Source organism: Labedella endophytica, assembly GCF_003990045.1.
GTDB classification, from domain to species: Bacteria; Actinomycetota; Actinomycetes; order Actinomycetales; family Microbacteriaceae; genus Labedella; species Labedella endophytica.
Genome location: NZ_RZGZ01000002.1, coordinates 66,628 through 83,688 on the forward strand (window position 1 = coordinate 66,628; position 17,061 = coordinate 83,688).

A 17,061-nucleotide genomic window follows, 5' to 3' on the forward strand; every position below is an offset into this window, starting at 1 on the left:
CGCTCATCCGAGGTCCCCCCGGTCTCCCGGTACGACCTCGAGCCCGTCGGCGTCGAAGCACGTGCGTGTGCCCGTGTGGCAGGCCACACCGACCTGGTCGACCTGGACGAGGACGGTGTCGCCGTCGCAGTCGAGAGCGGCGGAGCGCACGAACTGGGCGTGGCCCGACGTGTCGCCCTTCCTCCAGTACTCCTGACGCGACCGCGACCAGAACGTCACTCGCCCCTCCGTGAGGGTGCGACGCAGTGCTTCCGCGTCCATGTAGCCGAGCATGAGGACCTCGCGCGAGTCCCACTGCTGGATGACCGCGGGCACGAGACCGTCACCCGCGAAACGCACGCGGTCGATCACCGGTTGGACGTCGATCATGATCGCACTCCGATTCCTTCGGCCTGCATGGCCGCCTTCACGTCGCCGATGGTCAGGAGACCCGAGTGGAAGACGCTCGCGGCGAGCACCGCATCGGCGCCGGCGCCGATCGCGGGGGCGAAGTGGTCCGTCCGACCCGCTCCCCCCGAGGCGATGACGGGGACGGAGCTCACGGCGCGCATCGCGGTGATGAGCTCGAGGTCGAAACCGTCCTTCGTGCCGTCGGCGTCGATCGAGTTCACGAGCAGCTCGCCCGCTCCGCGCTCGATCGCCTCGCTGGCCCACTCGAGGGCGTCGATGCGGGTGAGCGTCCGCCCGCCGTGGGTCGTGACCACGAACCCGGACGGTGTCGTGTCCGCCCGGGTGACGTCGAGCGAGAGCACGACGACCTGGGCCCCGAAGCGGTCCGCGATCTCGCCGATCAGCTCGGGACGGCGGATGGCGGCGGAGTTCACGCCGACCTTGTCCGCTCCCGAGCCGAGGAGTCGCGCGACGTCCTCGGCCGAGCGGACCCCGCCGCCGACCGTGAGCGGCACGAAGACCTGTTCGGCCGTCGCGGTGACGACCTCGTAGGTCGTGTCGCGGCTCTCGACCGTCGCGGTGACGTCGAGGAAGGTGATCTCGTCCGCGCCCTGAGCCGCATAGCGGGAGGCGAGCTCGACGGGGTCTCCGGCGTCGGCGAGGTTCTGGAAGTTGACGCCCTTGACGACGCGGCCGTCCGCGACGTCGAGGCACGGGATGACACGGATCGCGAGCGACATCGGCGGGCTCCCTACAACCGCGCCGCGTGGATCGCGCTCACGAGGATAGCCCGCGCCCCGAGCTCGTACAGCTCGTCCATGACGGAGTTCGTGTCCTCACGGCGCACCATCACGCGTACGGCGACCCATTCCGGGTCGCGCAGCGGCGAGATCGTCGGCGATTCGATGCCACGCGCGATCGCGGTCGCCCGCTCGATGAGCGCGGCCGGGAGGTCGTAGTCCATGATGACGAACTGTCGGGCCACGAGTACGCCCTGGAGCCGGCGCAGGAGCGTCGGGAGGGCGGGCGGCGATGCAGGGGACGAGATGAGGACGGCGCTCGATTCGAGGATCACCGGGCCGAAGATCGTGAGGCCGGCGTTCCGGAGCGAGGAACCCGTCTCGACGACGTCGGCGACGGCGTCGGCGACCCCGAGCTGGACAGCCGATTCGACGGCGCCGTCCAGCTTCACGAGGGTGGACTCGACGCCCGCGCGAGCGAGGAAGTCGCCGACGAGACCCGGGTAGCTCGTCGCGAGCCGCTTACCGGCGAGGTCGGAGAGCTCGGAGAACGATCCCGTGGGACCGGCGAAACGGAACGTGGAGCGGGCGAAGTCGAGTTCGGCGACCTCCTCGGCCTCGCTGTGGGAGTCGAGCAGGAGGTCCCGGCCGGTGATCCCGACGTCGAGGGCCCCCGACCCGACGTAGGTCGCGATGTCGCGCGGACGGAGGTAGAAGAACTCGACGCCGTTGCGGGAGTCCATGAGGTGGAGGACCTTCGGGTCCTTGCGGACGGCGTAGCCGGCCTCGTCGAGCATGAGGGCGGCCGTCTCGGCCAGCGAGCCCTTGTTGGGCACTGCGATTCGCAACATGTGGAGGGAACTTTCGTCGGGGACAACGGGTGACGGCGGAATCAGCGCGTCACAGATGTCGATAGACGTCCGCGGTGTCGAGACCCTTCGCGAGCATGAGCACCTGGAGGTGGTACAGGAGCTGCGAGATCTCCTCGGCGGTGGCCTCGTCCGACTCGTACTCGGCGGCCATCCACACCTCGGCGGCCTCCTCGACGATCTTCTTGCCGATGGCGTGTACGCCGGCGTCGAGCTCTCGCACGGTCTTCGATCCCTCGGGACGGGACCGTGCCTTCTCACCGAGTTCAGCGAAGAGGTCGTCGAAGGATTTCACCCGTTCAGCCTACCGGGCGTGGGAGGGGGTTACGCGCGGGCGGCGTCCGCGATCTCGCGCAGCCGCGCGATCCGGGCCGCCGGGTCGTCCCCGCCGAAGACGGCCGAACCCGCCACGAACACGTCGGCTCCGGCGGCGGCGGCGATACCGATCGTGTCGGCGGAGATCCCGCCGTCGACCTGCAGGTCGACGGACAGCCCGCGGCGCTCGCGGACGTGCGCGAGCGCCTCGAGCTTCGGCATCGTCTCCTGCATGAAGGACTGACCGCCGAAACCGGGCTCGACCGTCATGACGAGCACGAGGTCGAACTCGGCGAGGTCGTCGACGATGGTCTCGATCGGCGTCCCGGGCTTGAGCGAGATCCCTGCCTTCGCTCCGCGGGACCGCAGCTCGCGCGCGAGCAAGACGGCGTCCACCGCGGCCTCCGCGTGGAAGGTCACGCCGGCCGCGCCGGTCGCCGCGTACTCGGGCGCCCATCGATCGGGGTCGTCGATCATGAGGTGCACGTCGAGCGGAACCGGCGACACGGCCTGGATGCGCTCGACCATCTGCAGTCCGAACGTCAGGTTCGGGACGAAATGGTTATCCATGACGTCGACGTGCACGGCGTCAGCGGTCGCGATCGTGCCCAGCGCCGCCTCCATGTTGACGAAGTCGGCGGACAGGACACTCGGGTGGATACGGGCCGTCATGAGCACCACCCTAACCGGCGAGGCTCCCGCGGCACGGTCACTCGGCCACCGCGAGCAGGGCGATGAACATCGCGTCCGTCGCGTGCCGGTGCGGCCACAGCTGGGCGCTCAGTCGTTCACCGTCGTCCCCGAGGTCGAGGCCGTCTCCGGCGATCCCGCGGAGGACGGCACCGGCGTCGAGCTCCGAGACGCGTCCGCGGGAGCGGCGGACCGCCGCCGAGACGACGGCCCTCGTCTCCGCGAGGTGCGGAGAGCACGTGACGTAGGCCACGAGGCCACCGGGACGCGTCGCGGCGATCGCCGAGTCGAGCAGGCGCGCCTGCAGGTCCGCGAGCTCGGCGACGTCGCGCGGCTGCTTGCGCCACCGTGCCTCGGGACGCCGGCGCAGCGCCCCCAAGCCGGTGCACGGTGCGTCGACCAGCACCCGGTCGAACGCGAGCGGGTGCCGCTCCCCCACCGTGGTGCCGTCGAGGACGGTCACGGGCACATCCAGGGGAACGGGAGCGACGGCGCGACGCACGAGCTCGGCCCGAGCGGGAACGAGCTCGTTCGCCGTCAGGTGTGCACCAGCGGCGAGAGCCTCTGCCGCGAGCAGGGCGGTCTTGCCCCCGGGACCGGCGCACAGATCGAGCCAGGTCTCGCCGGGGACGACGGGCCGAGCACGCGCGAGGGCGAGCGCGACGAGCTGCGAACCCTCGTCCTGCACGCGGACGCGCCCCGCGGCCGCGGTCACGACCGCATCGGGATCTCCCCCGGCCCCCGTGAACCCGACAGGCGAGAACCGATTGGGCGACGCCTCGGCCGGGCGACTCGCGAGACCCGGCAGAGCGGCGAAGTTGACCGCCGGGGCGTCGTTGTCGGCGCGGAGCAGGTCGGACAGCTCCGACTCGCGACCCTCGGCCGCGAGCGAACGGCGGAAGGCGCGGAGCACCCACTCGGGGTGGGAGGTGAGCGCGGCTTCGCGGTCGTCGGCGCTCGTCGCAGCCTCCGACACCGCGCGCGTCCAGGCGTCGGGAGATCGTCGCGTGATCGCACGCAGCACACCGTTGGCGAAGCCCACGGCGGATCGTGACCCGTATCGGCGCACGAGTGCGACCGACTCGTTGACGGCCGCGTGATCGGCGACCCGCATGCCAATCACCTGATGGCAGCCGAGCCGGAGAGCGTCGAGAACCGTCTCGTCGATCTGCCCGACCGGGCGACCGGCCGCGATCGCGATGATCCGGTCGTAGTAGCCCGACATGCGCAGCGTCCCGTAGCAGAGCTCGGTCGCGAGGGCGGCGTCCGCTCGATCGAGCCCCGCCGCCGCAATCGCTCCGGGCAGGAGCAGGTTGGCGTATGCGTCGTCGCGACTGACCGCGGAGATCACGTCGAAGGCGACGAGTCGAGCGGGCTGGATACGCTCGTCGGGCCGTGAGCGTCGTCGATCATCGGTCATGATGCGACCACCTCTCCGTCGGCGCCGGCGCCGAGCCCGCGCCACCAGGATGCTGCGTCCATCTCGCGCTTGCCGGCCGGTTGCACCGTGACGAGGAGCACGGGCCCAGTGCCGGTCCCCACGATGATGCCCTCGTCGGTGGCTCGGACGAGGCCGGGGGCCGGCGACCCGTGTTCGCTCTCCGGCCGGCTGACGGCGAGGAGCTTGACCCGTGTATCGCCCACCGTCGTGTGGGCGCCCGGTTCCGGCGTCATCGCCCGGATGTGGGCGATGACGTCGAGCCGGTCCCCTGCCCACTCCACGCGCCCGTCGGCCGCGGTGAGCTTCGGGGCGAACGTCGGTTCCCCGTCCTGTGGCACGGGCGCGGCCCCGGACTCGATGGCGGTGATCGCCGCGACCACGTCGGCGGCTCCCGAGACGGCGAGCTCCGCGAGCAGTTCTCCCGACGTCTCCTCGCCCGAGAGCTCCCGCTCCGTCCTCGTCCACATCGGTCCCGCGTCGAGTTCGGGGACCAGCTGGAACACCGTCGCCCCGGCGCCGGAGCGGTGGGCGATCGACCGCTGAACGGGGGACGCGCCGCGCCACGCGGGCAGGGCGGAGAAGTGGAGGTTGATCCACCCGGCCGGCGGAGCGCTCAGGAGCGGCTCGCGCACGAATCCGCCGAAGGCGACGATCACGCCGAGGTCCGGGCGGGTCGCGAGGATGCGTTCGGTCGCGTCAGCGTCGAGTCGCGTCGCGCGGATGACGGCGAGCCCCCGTTCCTCGGCCGCAACCGCGACCGGGGACGGCGTCAGGACGCGTCGCCGTCCGACGGGTGCGTCGGGGCGCGTCACGACGGCGACCACCTCGTGGCCGGCGGCGATGAGCGCGTCGAGGGTCGGCACCGCCGTGGAGGGGCTTCCAGCGAAGACGATCCTCATGTCCAGACCTCCGGGTCGTCGAAATGGAGCCGCAGGGACGGTGCGGCGCGTTGGGGGCGACCGGCGATGGGGCGTCGGCGGGTCGTGGCGTTGCGGATCAGGGTCGAACGCAGTTCGCGCGCGATGTCCGGACCCGCCCGATAGTCGAAGCGTACGACGGATCGCACTCCCCCGCCGTCGACGGGGATCGGACCGAGCACGTCGCGCACCGCCACGCCCGACACGGCGTCGACGGCGCTCTCGACCGCATCGACGGGTCCGGTGATCGTGGCCGTGCGCACGGCGGGTGGGAATCCGAGGGCCCGTCGGTCCGCGAGCTCTCGTGAGGCGAAGAGCGACTGGTTGCCCGCGGCGAAGGCCTGGGCGAGGGCGCCGGACACGCCTGCGAGGACGACGGGAGCGCGGGGAGCGGCGAGGGCCGCGGCATTCGACCACCAGCGCATCGCGTCCTCGGCGATCGTGAGGGACTCGCGGGCGAGCATGCGCTCGCCGTCGAGGAGGAGGACGGCTGCGTACCCGCCGTCGGCGAGGGGTTCGGCCCCGCGTGTCGCCACGACGAGAGCCGGGGACCCCGGCACGGTCAGGACGCGGTGCTCCCCGTCGGCGACCACGACGCGCGCGCCCGGGAACGCGCGACCGAGTTCCTCGGCGGTCCGCCCTGACCCGCGGGAGACGAGACGCAGCTTGGTACCGGAGCACACGTCGCACGTCCAGGACGCGGCGACCGCACCGCACACGCCGCACTGCGGCTGCGCTCCGCGACGCGCGATGCCGAGCGGTCCGTGGCAACGGGCGCACGTCGCCGCCGTGCCGCACGATCCGCACGCGACGACGGGCGCGTACCCGGGGCGCGCGACCTGGACCAGCACCGGCCCCGTCGCGAGCGCCTCCCTGGCGAGCTTCCACGCGGTCGCGGGGATCCGCGCGCTCGCCTCGCCCGGGGGATCCTCGGCGAGGACGACGCGCGGCCGGATCACCGGCGACGGTGTGACGGGGGTCAGCCAGTCGATCTCGACGAGTCTCTCCGCATCGACGCTCCGCGCATGGGAGAGCAGGACGAGGGCCGCGCCGGACTGCGATTGCCGCACGAGCGCGACGTCACGCGCGTGCACGTACGGCGCGAGCGGCTCACGGTGGAGCGGGTCCCCGTCGTCCCAGATCAGCAGGAGCCCGAGGTCCGAGGCCGGGGCCAGCAGTGCCGAGCGATTGCCGATGACGATGTGCGGACCGCCACCGAGCGAGGCGAGGAACGCCCGATAGCGGTCGGCCGACGGCTGAGCGGCGTCGACGCGCAGGACGAGGTCCCCGACCCCCGAACCGATGAGCGCCGCCTCGACCTGGTCGAGATCGCGGTGGTCGGGGACGGCGATGATCGATTGCTTCCCACGGGCGGACGTGTTGGCGGCGAGCCGGGCGGCCGTCGTCGCCCACGTCCCCACGGTGCCGCCAGCCACGAGTCGCACGAGGGCCGGGATGGCGTCGACAGCGAAGCGACCGCCGGAGGCGACACCGTCGTCGAGCACGGATCCGGCGTAGCCTGCGAGGGACTCGACCTCCGGGACCTCCCCTCGGATCGACGGCGAGCCCGCGGCGACGAACGCCTTCTCGACCCTGACCTGCCGCTTGGGAACCGCGAGGCGGAGGACGTCGCTCGCGGAACCCGCCGCCCGGTCGGCGACAGCCCGGGCCAGAGCCCAGACCTCGGGAGTGAGGACGGGGACCTCCGAGACGAGCGCCTCGATGGGGCTCAGATTCCCCTCGTGCTCGGACTCCTCCGCGACCTCGACGACGAAGGCATCAGCGATCCGACCGGCCGACCGCAACGGAACGCGGACCCGCACGCCGGGTGCGACGCCGACCATGTCCTCCGGGATCCCGTAGTCGAAGAGATGGTCCAGTTGCGGAAGCGGCGAGTCGATGACGACCCGCGCGACCCGGGCGGTCACGCGGTGGTCCTAGAGTCCTGCGGCGGCCCGCAGGTCCGCAACGCGGTCCGTGCGCTCCCAGGTGAAGTCGGGCAGCTCGCGACCGAAGTGGCCGTAGGCCGCGGTCTGGGCGTAGATGGGACGGAGGAGATCGAGGTCCTCGATGATCGCGGCGGGACGGAGGTCGAAGACCTCACGGATGGCCCGAGCGATCGTCTCCTCCGACACCGTGCCCGTGCCGAAGGTCTCGACGTAGAGGCCGACGGGGGCCGAGGCCCCGATGGCATACGCCACCTGGACCTCGAGCCGGTCCGCGAGACCCGCCGCGACGGCATTCTTCGCGACCCAGCGCATCGCGTAAGCGGCCGAGCGGTCGACCTTCGACGGGTCCTTGCCGCTGAACGCCCCTCCGCCGTGCCGCGATGCGCCGCCGTAGGTGTCGATGATGATCTTGCGGCCCGTGAGGCCGGCGTCTCCCTTGGGTCCGCCGATCACGAACGTCCCCGTGGGGTTGATGAGGAAGCGGGTCGACGAGGTGTCGAGATCGACGCTCTCGAGGACCGGGCGGATCACGTGTTCCGTCACGGCCGCGCGCACGTCGGCCGTCGAGACGCCCGCGGCGTGCTGTGTCGACAGGACGATGGTCTCGACGGAGCGCGGCGTGGAGCCCTCGTAGCCGATCGTGGCCTGCGTCTTCCCGTCGGGGCGGAGGAAGTCGAGCTCCCCGCTCTTGCGCACGGACGCGAGCTTCTCAGCGAGGCGGTGGGCGATCCAGACCGGGATCGGCATGAGCTCGGGCGTCTCGTTCGTCGCGAAGCCGAACATGATGCCCTGATCGCCAGCGCCCTGCGCGTCGCGCGCGTCGACGCTCGATCCCTCGCGCGACTCGAAGGCTGCGTCGACGCCCTGGGCGATGTCGGGCGACTGCTGCCCGATGGACACGGAGACGCCGCACGATGCGCCGTCGAAGCCGGTCTCGGACGAGTCGTAGCCGATCCCCGTGACGACGTCGCGCACGATCTGGGGGATCTCGACGTAACCTGTCGTCGACACCTCGCCGGCCACCTGCACGAGCCCCGTGGTCACGAGCGTCTCGACGGCGACGCGGCTCGCCGGATCGACCGTGAGCAGCGCGTCGAGGATGCTGTCGGAGATCTGGTCGCAGACCTTGTCCGGGTGGCCCTCGGTGACGGACTCGGAGGTGAACAGGCGGAGTGCGGTCATGGATGATCTCCATCGGGGAAGGTTCGGTGCTCGACATCGTGTCGGCGTTCCCAGCTTGCCCTGAACGCCCGACACCGGGGTGCATGTGACGACGAAAGGCCGGCGCCCTCGGGCGCCGACCTCTCGTCGGGGGTGCTTATTCCGCCAGCGGGCGGACGGTCAGCTTGTCCTCGTTGATCTCGCGCATGGCGATCGAGAGGGGCTTGTCGTCGACGTTGGAGTCGACGAGCGGCCCGACGTTGTCGAAGAGGCTTCCCTCGTGGAGGTCCGCGTAGTAGTCGTTGATCTGACGCGCGCGCTTCGACGCGAAGATCACGAGGGCGTACTTCGAGTCCACCTTCGACAGCAGTTCGTCGATGGGGGGATCGATGATTCCTTTTTGGCGATCGGCCATGGTTATTTCACACTCCTGGTGCGTTCGGTCGTGGCGGGGTTCGTGCGTTGCTCGGCGGCGGGGAGGCCGCCCGACAGCGACGAACGGTGCTCGAGAGCGGTCAACGCGAGGTCGCGGATCCGCGGGTCACCATCAAGTCTACGACCTCGGCGGCCGCCGTGCCCACGTCGGAGTTTACGATGCGGTGATCGAACTCGTCCTGAGCGGCCAATTCGATGTGCGCGGTCTCGAGACGGCGGGCCTGTTCGGCCTCGTCCTCGGTGCCGCGGCCGATGAGACGACGCACGAGTTCGTCCCACGTCGGGGGCACCAGGAAGACGAGCGTCGCCTCCGGCATGTGCCTCCTGACCTGGCGCGCTCCCTGGATGTCGATCTCGAGCAGGACGCTGTCACCGCGCGTGAGCGCCTCGTCGATCGGTCCCCGTGGCGTGCCGTAGCGGTGGGAGTTGTGCACGGTCGCGTACTCGAGCAGCTCGTCCGCGTCGACCATGCGATCGAACTCCTCGTCCGTGACGAAGAAGTAGTTGACGCCCTCGACCTCGCCGGGTCGCGGGTTCCGCGTGGTAGCCGAGACGCTCAGGAGGACGTCGGGGTAGTTGTCCCGGATGTACGAGGCGACGGTGCCCTTCCCGACGGCCGTGGGGCCGGCGAGGACCACGAGGCGGCTGCGGCGACGGGACCGGTTCACCGACTCGCGCTCGGCGAGGAACGACTTGAGCTTCCCGCGCTGATGCACCCCGAGTCCCCCGAGTCGCTTCGAGGGCGAGATGCCGAGATCGTTCATGATGCGAGGGAGCTTCGTCTGGCCGATGGCTGGAACGCTGAGGAGCAGGTCGGTGACGCGGAGGCGCCCCTCGACACCCACGGGATCGCTCGTGGCGGCGTCGAGCACGTCGACGGACGACCTCGTACCGCCCGCGACGGCGGCCTTGACGGCCGCACGCGCCCGACGAGCGGCCACGGCGGCGTGCGACGCCGCGGTGCGGTCGACCTCCGGTGGTCGACGACCCGAATCCTGCGTCACAGCGCTCCTCTCACCTCCGCTGCCCGCTCGACGATGGCGTCGGCGATCCCGTCGGGACCCGCCAGAAGGAGGCTGCGTGATTCGCTTACGATAACGCCCTCGAAGAGGTTCCCGTAAATCTGCCGAGCCTCCCCTGTGCGCGCGCCCTGGTGGCCGAAGCCGGGGGCGAGGACGGGGAGCGGCGCGGGGACGTCTCCGAGGCCTGCGGCCCGCAGATCGACCGTCGCCCCGATGACGACACCGATGGGGCCGAGCACATCATTCGTCGTGGCGTTCCAGGCGGCGACGTCGTCGAGGACGTTTCGCGCGAGGGTGCGGCCGTCGTCCGACCGGGCGGACTGGACACGGGTTCCCGCGGGATTCGACGTCGCCGCGAGCACGAACGCGCCCTTGCCGGCGCGCACCGCCGTCGCGAAGGTCTCGTGCAGGTCCTCGACTCCCAGGTAGGGGTTGAGGGTGAGGGCGTCGACCTCGAGCGGCGAGCCCTCCGCGAGCCACGCGGCGGCATAGCCCGCCATGCTCGACCCGATCTCGCCGCGCTTGACGTCGCCGATCACGACGAGGCCGGAGGCGCGCGCCGCGGCGAGCACCTCCTCGAGCGCGAGGAAGCCGGCCGAGCCGAACCGCTCGAAGAACGCCACCTGCGGCTTGACGATGCCGGCGACGCCCGCCGTGGCCTCGACGACCCTCAACCCGAAGTCGCGCGCTCCCGCGGCCGAGATGGGCAGTGCCCACGCGGCCAGGAGGCTCTCGTGGGGATCGATCCCCACGCAGAGCCGCCCGGCCCGGTCGAAGACCTCGACCAGTCGCTCACCGAACCTCACACGCGGGCCTCGCGTTCCCGCTGGTACTCCTGGAGGCTCGTCACCTGGAAGCCGTCGCGGATCGCTCCGAAGGAGGCGACGGCGGCGGTCAACTGAGCGATCGTCGTGAAGAGGGGCTTGTCCGCGGCCACGGCGGCGGCCCGGATCTCGTAGCCATCGGCACGAGCGGAGCGACCGGACGGCGTGTTGATGACGATGTCCACCTCGTTCCGGTTGATGAGGTCGACGATCGAGGGCTCTCCGACGACCGCCTCGTCGCCCTCGCTGAACTTGCGGACCTGGGTCGTGTGGATACCGTTGCGGCTGAGCACCTCGGCCGTCCCCACGGTCGCGAGGATCGTGAAGCCGAGCTCCTGGAGGCGGAGCACCGGGAGCACGATCGACCGCTTGTCCCGGTCGGACACCGACACGAAGACCGTGCCCTCGAGCGGGAGCCCGCCGTACGCGGCCTCCTGGCTCTTCGCGAACGCCGTCGGGAAGTCGCGGTCGATGCCCATGACCTCACCCGTCGAGCGCATCTCCGGGCCGAGGACCGAGTCGACGATGTCACCGTTCTTCGTCCGGAACCGCTTGAACGGCAGCACGGCCTCCTTGACGGAGACGGGCGAGTCCATGGGGACGAGTGAGCCGTCCACGGCCGGCAGCAGACCGGACTCGACGAGCTCCGGGATGGTGGAGCCGGTCATGAGAAGCGACGCGGCCTTCGCGAGCGGGATGCCGAGCGCCTTCGACACGAACGGCACCGTGCGGGACGCGCGGGGGTTGGCCTCGAGCACGTAGAGAACGCCCTGGGCGATCGCGAACTGCACGTTGAGGAGTCCGCGCACGCCGACGCCCTTGGCGATCTCGAGCGTCGCGTCTCGGACGCGGTCGATCTGCGCCTTGCCGAGCGTGACGGGCGGCAGCGTGCAGCTCGAGTCGCCGGAGTGGATCCCGGCCTCCTCGATGTGCTCCATGACACCACCGATGTAGAGCTCGGTCCCGTCGTAGAGCGCGTCGACGTCGATCTCGATCGCGTCGTCGAGGAAGCGGTCGACGAGCAGCGGATGGGTGGAGTCGACGATCCCCTGGTCCGCGATGCGGTGGAAGTAGTCCTCGAGGGACGCGCTGTCGTAGACGATCTCCATGCCGCGGCCGCCGAGCACGAAGCTCGGGCGGACGAGCACCGGGTAGCCGATGTCCTCGGCGATGCGCACGGCACCGTCGAAGTCGGTCGCCGTCCCGTTCTTCGGCGCGAGCAGGCCGGCCTGATCGAGGATCGTCGAGAACGCGCCGCGCTCCTCGGCGAGGTCGATGGCCTCTGGCTGTGTCCCGAGGATCGGGATGCCCGCCGCCTTGAGACCATTGGCGAGGCCGAGGGCGGTCTGGCCGCCGAGCTGCACGACGACGCCCACGAGCTCCCCGGAGAGGCTCTCCGCATGGATGACCTCGAGGACGTCCTCGAGGGTGAGCGGCTCGAAGTACAACCGGTCGCTCGTGTCGTAGTCGGTCGAGACCGTCTCGGGGTTGCAGTTGATCATGATCGTCTCGAAGCCCGCCTCGGAGAGGGCGAACGACGCGTGCACGCACGAGTAGTCGAACTCGACGCCCTGGCCGATGCGGTTCGGGCCGGAGCCGAGGATGACGACCTTGCGCCGGTCGCTCGGGGCGACCTCGGTCTCCTGGTCGTAGCTCGAGTAGTGGTACGGCGTGAGCGCGGGGAACTCCCCCGCGCACGTGTCCACGGTCTTGTACACGGGGCGGACCCCGAGGATGTGACGCACCTCGCGCACCTCGGTCTCGCCGAAACCGCGCAGCTGACCGATCTGCGCGTCGGAGAAGCCGTGGTCCTTCGCGACCGTGAACACGTGGGTGTCGAGGACCGGCGCGGACCCGATGTACTCGGCGACCTCGTTGATGAGCACGATCTGGTCGAGGAACCACGGGTCGATCTTCGTCGACTCGAACGCCTGCTCGACGGTCGCGCCGAGGCGCAAGGCCTGCTGGACGACGACGATGCGCCCGTCGGTCGGCGTCGAGGCGATCTCGAGGAGCTCCTCGACCGACCGGGACTCCTCGCCCCAGTGGAAGCTCGACCCCTTCTTCTCGAGGGAGCGGAGCGCCTTCTGCAGCGCCGTCGCGTAGTTGCGACCGATCGCCATGGCCTCGCCGACGCTCTTCATGGTGGTGGTGAGCGTCGGATCGGCGGCCGGGAACTTCTCGAACGCGAACCGCGGCACCTTCACCACGACGTAGTCGAGCGTCGGCTCGAAGCTCGCCGGGGTGACCTTGGTGATGTCGTTGGGGATCTCGTCGAGGCGGTAGCCGATCGCGAGCTTCGCCGCGATCTTCGCGATCGGGAAGCCCGTGGCCTTCGAGGCGAGCGCGCTCGAGCGGGAGACGCGCGGGTTCATCTCGATGACGATGACGCGCCCGTTCGATGGGTCGACCGCGAACTGGATGTTGCAGCCTCCCGTGTCGACACCGACTGCACGGATGATGTCGATGCCGATGTCGCGCAGGTTCTGGTACTCGCGGTCGGTGAGCGTGAGTGCGGGAGCGACGGTGATCGAGTCACCCGTGTGCACGCCGACGGGGTCGACGTTCTCGATCGAGCAGACGACGACCGTGTTGTCGGCCTTGTCGCGCATGAGCTCGAGCTCGTACTCCTTCCACCCGAGGATCGACTCCTCGAGGAGGACCTCGCTCGTCGGGCTCTGGTGGATGCCGTCGCCGACGATGCGGCGCAGCTCCTCCTCGGTGTATGCGAAGCCCGATCCGAGACCGCCCATGGTGAACGAGGGGCGGACGACGAGCGGGTAGCCGAGGTCCTCGGCGTAGGACACGGCCTCCTCGACGGAGTGCGCGATGTGTGAACGGGCCACGTCCGCGCCGGCGTCGAGGACGAGCTGCTTGAAGATCTGGCGGTCCTCGCCCTTGTTGATGGCCTCGAAGTTCGCACCGATGAGCTCGACGTCGTACTTCTCGAGGATCCCGTGGTCGTGCAGCTGGATCGCGGCGTTGAGCGCCGTCTGTCCGCCGAGCGTCGGGAGGATCGCGTCGGGGCGTTCCTTGGCGATGATCGTCTCGATGACCTCCCACGTGATCGGCTCGACGTAGGTGGCGTCGGCGAAGTCGGGGTCCGTCATGATCGTCGCCGGGTTCGAGTTGACGAGGATGACGCGCACGCCCTCCTCGCGCAGCACGCGGCAGGCCTGGGTCCCCGAGTAGTCGAACTCCACGGCCTGGCCGATGACGATCGGTCCGGAACCGATGACGAGGACGCTGTTGATGTCGTCGCGCTTGGGCATTAGTTCTGGTCTCCCGTGGAAAGGTCAGGCGTGAAGGTGGTCTCGTCCCGTCGTGCGATCACGAGATCGCGGAAGCGGTCGAAGAGGTGGTTGGCGTCGTGCGGGCCCGCGGCGGACTCCGGGTGGTACTGCACGCTGAAGGCGGGGATGTCGAGGCAGCGCAGTCCCTCCACGACGTTGTCGTTGAGGGAGTAGTGGCTGACCTCGGCACGCCCGAAGCCCTCGGGGCTGTCGTGCACGCCCTCCACCGGAAGGTCGACGGCGAAACCGTGGTTCTGCGAGGTGATCTCGACGCGACCGGTGGTCTTGTCGAGCACCGGCTGGTTGATGCCGCGGTGGCCGAAGGGCAGCTTGTATGTCGGGAAGCCGAGCGCACGTCCGAGGAGCTGGTTGCCGAAGCAGATGCCGAAGTACGGCACGCCCGCGCGGAGCGATTCGCGGAGCAGCTCGACGTGGGCGTCCGAGGCGGCGGGGTCGCCCGGGCCGTTCGAGAAGAACAGTGCGTCCGGGTTCAGCGCCTTCACCTGATCGGCCGTCGCCGTCTGCGGCAGCACCTCGACGTCGAACCCGCGCTCGGCGAGGTAGAGGAGCGTGGACTTCTTCACCCCGAGATCGAGCACGGCGACGGTGCCGACGCGCTCGCCGGTGGCGGCCATGCGATACGGCTCGCCGGTGGAGACGTCCCCGGAGAGGTTGCGTCCCGTCATGTCGGCTCCGTGGCGGACGAGATCGAGCTGGGTGCCGGTGGACAGCTCGGCCTCGTCGCCCGAGAAGATCCCGGCCTTCATGGCGCCCGCCGAGCGGATGTGGCGTGTGACGGCCCGGGTGTCGATCCCGGCGATGCCCACGACGCCGTCGCGCGTGAGCTCGTCGTCGAGCGAACCCTCCGCGCGGAAGTTCGAGACGACCCGGGAGGGGTCGCGCACGACGTAGCCGGCCACCCAGATGCGAGCGGACTCGCGGTCCTCCGTGTTCACCCCCGTGTTGCCGATGTGGGGGGCCGTCTGCAGCACGATCTGGCCGGCGTACGAGGGGTCGGTCAGCGTCTCCTGGTAGCCCGTCATTCCGGTGGCGAAGACGACCTCGCCGAGCGTGCGGCCGACCGCGCCGTAAGCGCGGCCCGTGTATCGGGTGCCGTCTTCGAGGACGAGGACGGCTGGAGGTCCGGGGGCGAAACGGTTCTCGCTCATGAAAGGGACTCACTCTCGGTGGGTGCGGGGGGACGGGGGACGAGGAGGCGCTCGAGATCGGCGATCACGGAGCGTTGATCGGCGTCGACGACGCGGACGTAGGAGTCACAGGGAGCACCGGAGATGCTCCAGCCGATGCGGACGAGGCCGTCGGACTCGACGACCCGGTCGATCGCGACGTTCGTCGCATCGACCGAGGTGAGGGTCGAGGCCGCGATGAAGCTCGGTCGCTCGCCCGGTATCGTCAGGACGAGTCCCGACGGGGCGATCGCCAGCACGGCTCGCGCGCGGAATCCGAGCCCCTGGATCGCGAGGCGTTCGAGGGGTCGGCCGGACTCGGTCGTCGCGACGTAGAGCACGTCGACCGAGCGGATCGGGACGTAGTCCTCGGGGACCTCGGGCACCACGAGAGCGGAATCGCGTCGGACGCGCGACCTCCACGCGAACCACATCACGGTCAGGAGACCGGCGAGCACGACGGCCACGATGAGGCCGGGCACGATCCTATCCATGGGCCGTCACCGACCTCACGGCGCCGACGACCTCGTCGTGCGGGCGGAGCGCACCGTCGAGCACGGTGGGCACTCCGCGGTGGAGCGTCGCGACGACGCGGCCGGGCAGCGTCCGCCCGAGGTAGGGAGAGTTCGTGCTCCGCCCCGCGAGGTCGCCTACGGCGAAGGTCCGCGTCGCGGCCGCGTCCACGAGGGTGATGTCCGCGCGGGAGCCCACAGCGAGGGGCGCGCCCGCGCCGGCGAGCCGGCCGATGCGCGCGGGCGCCGTCGACAGCACCCGGGCCACGTCGGCCCACCCGATCAGGCCGGTGTCGACCATCGTCGCCTGGACGACGCTCAGTGCCGACTCGAGCCCGACCATGCCGTTCGCCGCCTCTGGCCACGCGCAGTCCTTGTGCTGCTCCGGGTGCGGGGCGTGGTCGGTCGCGACGATGTCGATCGTCCCGTCCGCGAGTCCGGCACGCACGGCTTCGACGTCCTCCGCCGACCGCAGGGGCGGGTTCACCTTGAAGCGGGCGTCGTAGGACTCCGCGAGATCCTCGGTGAGCAGCAGGTGGTGGGGGGTGACCTCGGCCGTGACGTCGATGCCGCGAGCCTTGGCCCAGCGGATGATCTCGACCGAGCCGGCCGTCGAGACGTGGCACACGTGCAGTCGGCTGCCGACGTGCTCGGTGAGGAGCACGTCGCGCGCGATGATCGCCTCCTCAGCGACCGCCGGCCAGCCCGCGAGGCCGAGCCGCGTCGCGACCTCGCCTTCGTTCATCTGGGCCCCGACCGTGAGGCGGGGCTCCTGGGCGTGCTGGGCGATCGCCCCGTCGAAGGCCTTCACGTATTCGAGCGCACGGCGCATCAGCAGGGGGTCGCTGACGCACACCCCGTCGTCGGAGAACAGGCGCACGCGTGCGCGGGACGATGCCATGGCGCCGAGCTCGGCGAGCCGCTCCCCCGCGAGGCCCGCCGTGACCGCCCCGATCGGCTGGACCGTCGCGTAGCCGGAGGCCTCCCCGAGGGCGAGCTCCTGCTCGACGAGACCGGCGGTGTCGGCGACGGGCGACGTGTTCGCCATCGCGAAGACCGTCGTGAATCCGCCCGCCGCGGCCGCCCGCGTCCCGGTCAGGACCGTCTCGCTGTCCTCGTGCCCCGGCTCGCGCAGGTGGGTGTGGAGGTCGACGAGGCCGGGAAGGGCCTGGAGGCCGTCCGCGTCGATGATCATGGCGCCGGGTGAGGCGTCGAGGGTGCCGACGCCCGCGATGACGCCGTCCACGACGGCGATGTCCGCTCGTGCGCCGTCCGGGAGGGTCGCTCCGCGGATCAGCAGGGTGGGTGTCGACATG

General features: G+C 70.6%; 16 protein-coding genes. All 16 read right to left on the minus strand.

Translation table 11 applies throughout. The features are described 5' to 3' along the window. Positions 1 to 3 precede the first annotated feature (3 nt). The 16 genes from hisI to ELQ94_RS03915 all read right to left on the minus strand — a co-directional run bounded on the left by hisI (position 4) and on the right by ELQ94_RS03915 (position 17,060). A complete protein-coding gene (gene hisI, locus ELQ94_RS03840) occupies positions 4 to 369 on the minus strand; it encodes a phosphoribosyl-AMP cyclohydrolase (RefSeq protein ID WP_127047422.1) in 366 nt (121 codons plus the stop codon). Further along, positions 366 to 1,130 carry an imidazole glycerol phosphate synthase subunit HisF gene (hisF, locus tag ELQ94_RS03845; RefSeq protein ID WP_127047424.1) on the minus strand — a complete coding sequence of 255 codons (765 nt, stop codon included), beginning with the start codon at positions 1,128 to 1,130 and terminating at the stop codon, positions 366 to 368. The genes hisI and hisF overlap by 4 nt, the downstream gene beginning before the upstream one ends. A gap of 11 nt (positions 1,131 to 1,141) precedes the next feature. After that, complete coding sequence (gene hisG / locus ELQ94_RS03850) at positions 1,142 to 1,981, minus strand: ATP phosphoribosyltransferase (RefSeq protein WP_127047426.1); 840 nt, start codon at positions 1,979 to 1,981, stop codon at positions 1,142 to 1,144. Between the two features lie 49 nt (positions 1,982 to 2,030). Beyond that, the gene (locus tag ELQ94_RS03855; protein WP_106565161.1) at positions 2,031 to 2,294 is read right to left on the minus strand and encodes a phosphoribosyl-ATP diphosphatase; all 264 of its coding nucleotides are present in this window, start codon (positions 2,292 to 2,294) and stop codon (positions 2,031 to 2,033) included. A gap of 29 nt (positions 2,295 to 2,323) precedes the next feature. After that, positions 2,324 to 2,986 (minus strand): ribulose-phosphate 3-epimerase, encoded by a 663-nt coding sequence (gene rpe, locus ELQ94_RS03860; protein ID WP_127047428.1) that lies wholly within the window; start codon positions 2,984 to 2,986, stop codon positions 2,324 to 2,326. Between the two features lie 37 nt (positions 2,987 to 3,023). Further along, positions 3,024 to 4,424, minus strand: a complete 1,401-nt coding sequence (locus tag ELQ94_RS03865) for an RsmB/NOP family class I SAM-dependent RNA methyltransferase (RefSeq protein WP_127047430.1) — start codon at positions 4,422 to 4,424, stop codon at positions 3,024 to 3,026. Next, positions 4,421 to 5,344, minus strand: coding sequence for a methionyl-tRNA formyltransferase (fmt, locus tag ELQ94_RS03870; protein WP_127047432.1), 924 nt, complete (start codon positions 5,342 to 5,344; stop codon positions 4,421 to 4,423). The genes ELQ94_RS03865 and fmt overlap by 4 nt, the downstream gene beginning before the upstream one ends. Further along, positions 5,341 to 7,290, minus strand: a complete 1,950-nt coding sequence (locus ELQ94_RS03875; RefSeq protein ID WP_127047435.1) for a primosomal protein N' family DNA-binding protein — start codon at positions 7,288 to 7,290, stop codon at positions 5,341 to 5,343. Before ELQ94_RS03875 ends, fmt begins: the two co-directional genes overlap by 4 nt. Before the next feature lie 9 nt (positions 7,291 to 7,299). After that, a complete protein-coding gene (gene metK / locus ELQ94_RS03880) occupies positions 7,300 to 8,493 on the minus strand; it encodes a methionine adenosyltransferase (protein WP_127047437.1) in 1,194 nt (397 codons plus the stop codon). Between the two features lie 136 nt (positions 8,494 to 8,629). Further along, on the minus strand, positions 8,630 to 8,887 hold the full coding sequence (gene rpoZ / locus ELQ94_RS03885) for a DNA-directed RNA polymerase subunit omega (protein WP_127047439.1): 258 nt from the start codon (positions 8,885 to 8,887) through the stop codon (positions 8,630 to 8,632). A gap of 100 nt (positions 8,888 to 8,987) precedes the next feature. Further along, positions 8,988 to 9,911, minus strand: coding sequence for a guanylate kinase (gene gmk / locus ELQ94_RS03890; protein ID WP_127047441.1), 924 nt, complete (start codon positions 9,909 to 9,911; stop codon positions 8,988 to 8,990). Beyond that, a complete protein-coding gene (pyrF, locus tag ELQ94_RS03895) occupies positions 9,908 to 10,735 on the minus strand; it encodes an orotidine-5'-phosphate decarboxylase (RefSeq protein WP_208007535.1) in 828 nt (275 codons plus the stop codon). The genes gmk and pyrF overlap by 4 nt, the downstream gene beginning before the upstream one ends. After that, positions 10,732 to 14,025: a carbamoyl-phosphate synthase large subunit gene (gene carB / locus ELQ94_RS03900; RefSeq protein ID WP_127047443.1), complete on the minus strand. Its 3,294-nt coding sequence runs from the start codon at positions 14,023 to 14,025 to the stop codon at positions 10,732 to 10,734. Before carB ends, pyrF begins: the two co-directional genes overlap by 4 nt. Then, entirely contained in the window at positions 14,025 to 15,215 is a 1,191-nt protein-coding gene (gene carA / locus ELQ94_RS03905; protein WP_127047445.1) for a glutamine-hydrolyzing carbamoyl-phosphate synthase small subunit, read from the minus strand. The genes carB and carA overlap by 1 nt, the downstream gene beginning before the upstream one ends. Continuing rightward, the gene (locus ELQ94_RS03910; RefSeq protein ID WP_166404650.1) at positions 15,212 to 15,727 is read right to left on the minus strand and encodes a PH-like domain-containing protein; all 516 of its coding nucleotides are present in this window, start codon (positions 15,725 to 15,727) and stop codon (positions 15,212 to 15,214) included. Before ELQ94_RS03910 ends, carA begins: the two co-directional genes overlap by 4 nt. Further along, positions 15,720 to 17,060, minus strand: a complete 1,341-nt coding sequence (locus ELQ94_RS03915) for a dihydroorotase (protein ID WP_127047449.1) — start codon at positions 17,058 to 17,060, stop codon at positions 15,720 to 15,722. The genes ELQ94_RS03910 and ELQ94_RS03915 overlap by 8 nt, the downstream gene beginning before the upstream one ends. Position 17,061 lies beyond the last annotated feature (1 nt).

Coding starts and splice junctions, on each gene's coding strand:
- hisI (WP_127047422.1), bottom strand. CDS start 369: ATGATCGACGTCCAACCGGTGATCGACCGCGTGCGTTTCGCGGGTGAC.
- hisF (WP_127047424.1), bottom strand. CDS start 1,130: ATGTCGCTCGCGATCCGTGTCATCCCGTGCCTCGACGTCGCGGACGGC.
- hisG (WP_127047426.1), bottom strand. CDS start 1,981: ATGTTGCGAATCGCAGTGCCCAACAAGGGCTCGCTGGCCGAGACGGCC.
- rpe (WP_127047428.1), bottom strand. CDS start 2,986: ATGACGGCCCGTATCCACCCGAGTGTCCTGTCCGCCGACTTCGTCAAC.
- ELQ94_RS03865 (WP_127047430.1), bottom strand. CDS start 4,424: ATGACCGATGATCGACGACGCTCACGGCCCGACGAGCGTATCCAGCCC.
- fmt (WP_127047432.1), bottom strand. CDS start 5,344: ATGAGGATCGTCTTCGCTGGAAGCCCCTCCACGGCGGTGCCGACCCTC.
- metK (WP_127047437.1), bottom strand. CDS start 8,493: ATGACCGCACTCCGCCTGTTCACCTCCGAGTCCGTCACCGAGGGCCAC.
- rpoZ (WP_127047439.1), bottom strand. CDS start 8,887: ATGGCCGATCGCCAAAAAGGAATCATCGATCCCCCCATCGACGAACTG.
- carB (WP_127047443.1), bottom strand. CDS start 14,025: ATGCCCAAGCGCGACGACATCAACAGCGTCCTCGTCATCGGTTCCGGA.
- carA (WP_127047445.1), bottom strand. CDS start 15,215: ATGAGCGAGAACCGTTTCGCCCCCGGACCTCCAGCCGTCCTCGTCCTC.
- ELQ94_RS03910 (WP_166404650.1), bottom strand. CDS start 15,727: ATGGATAGGATCGTGCCCGGCCTCATCGTGGCCGTCGTGCTCGCCGGT.
- ELQ94_RS03915 (WP_127047449.1), bottom strand. CDS start 17,060: ATGTCGACACCCACCCTGCTGATCCGCGGAGCGACCCTCCCGGACGGC.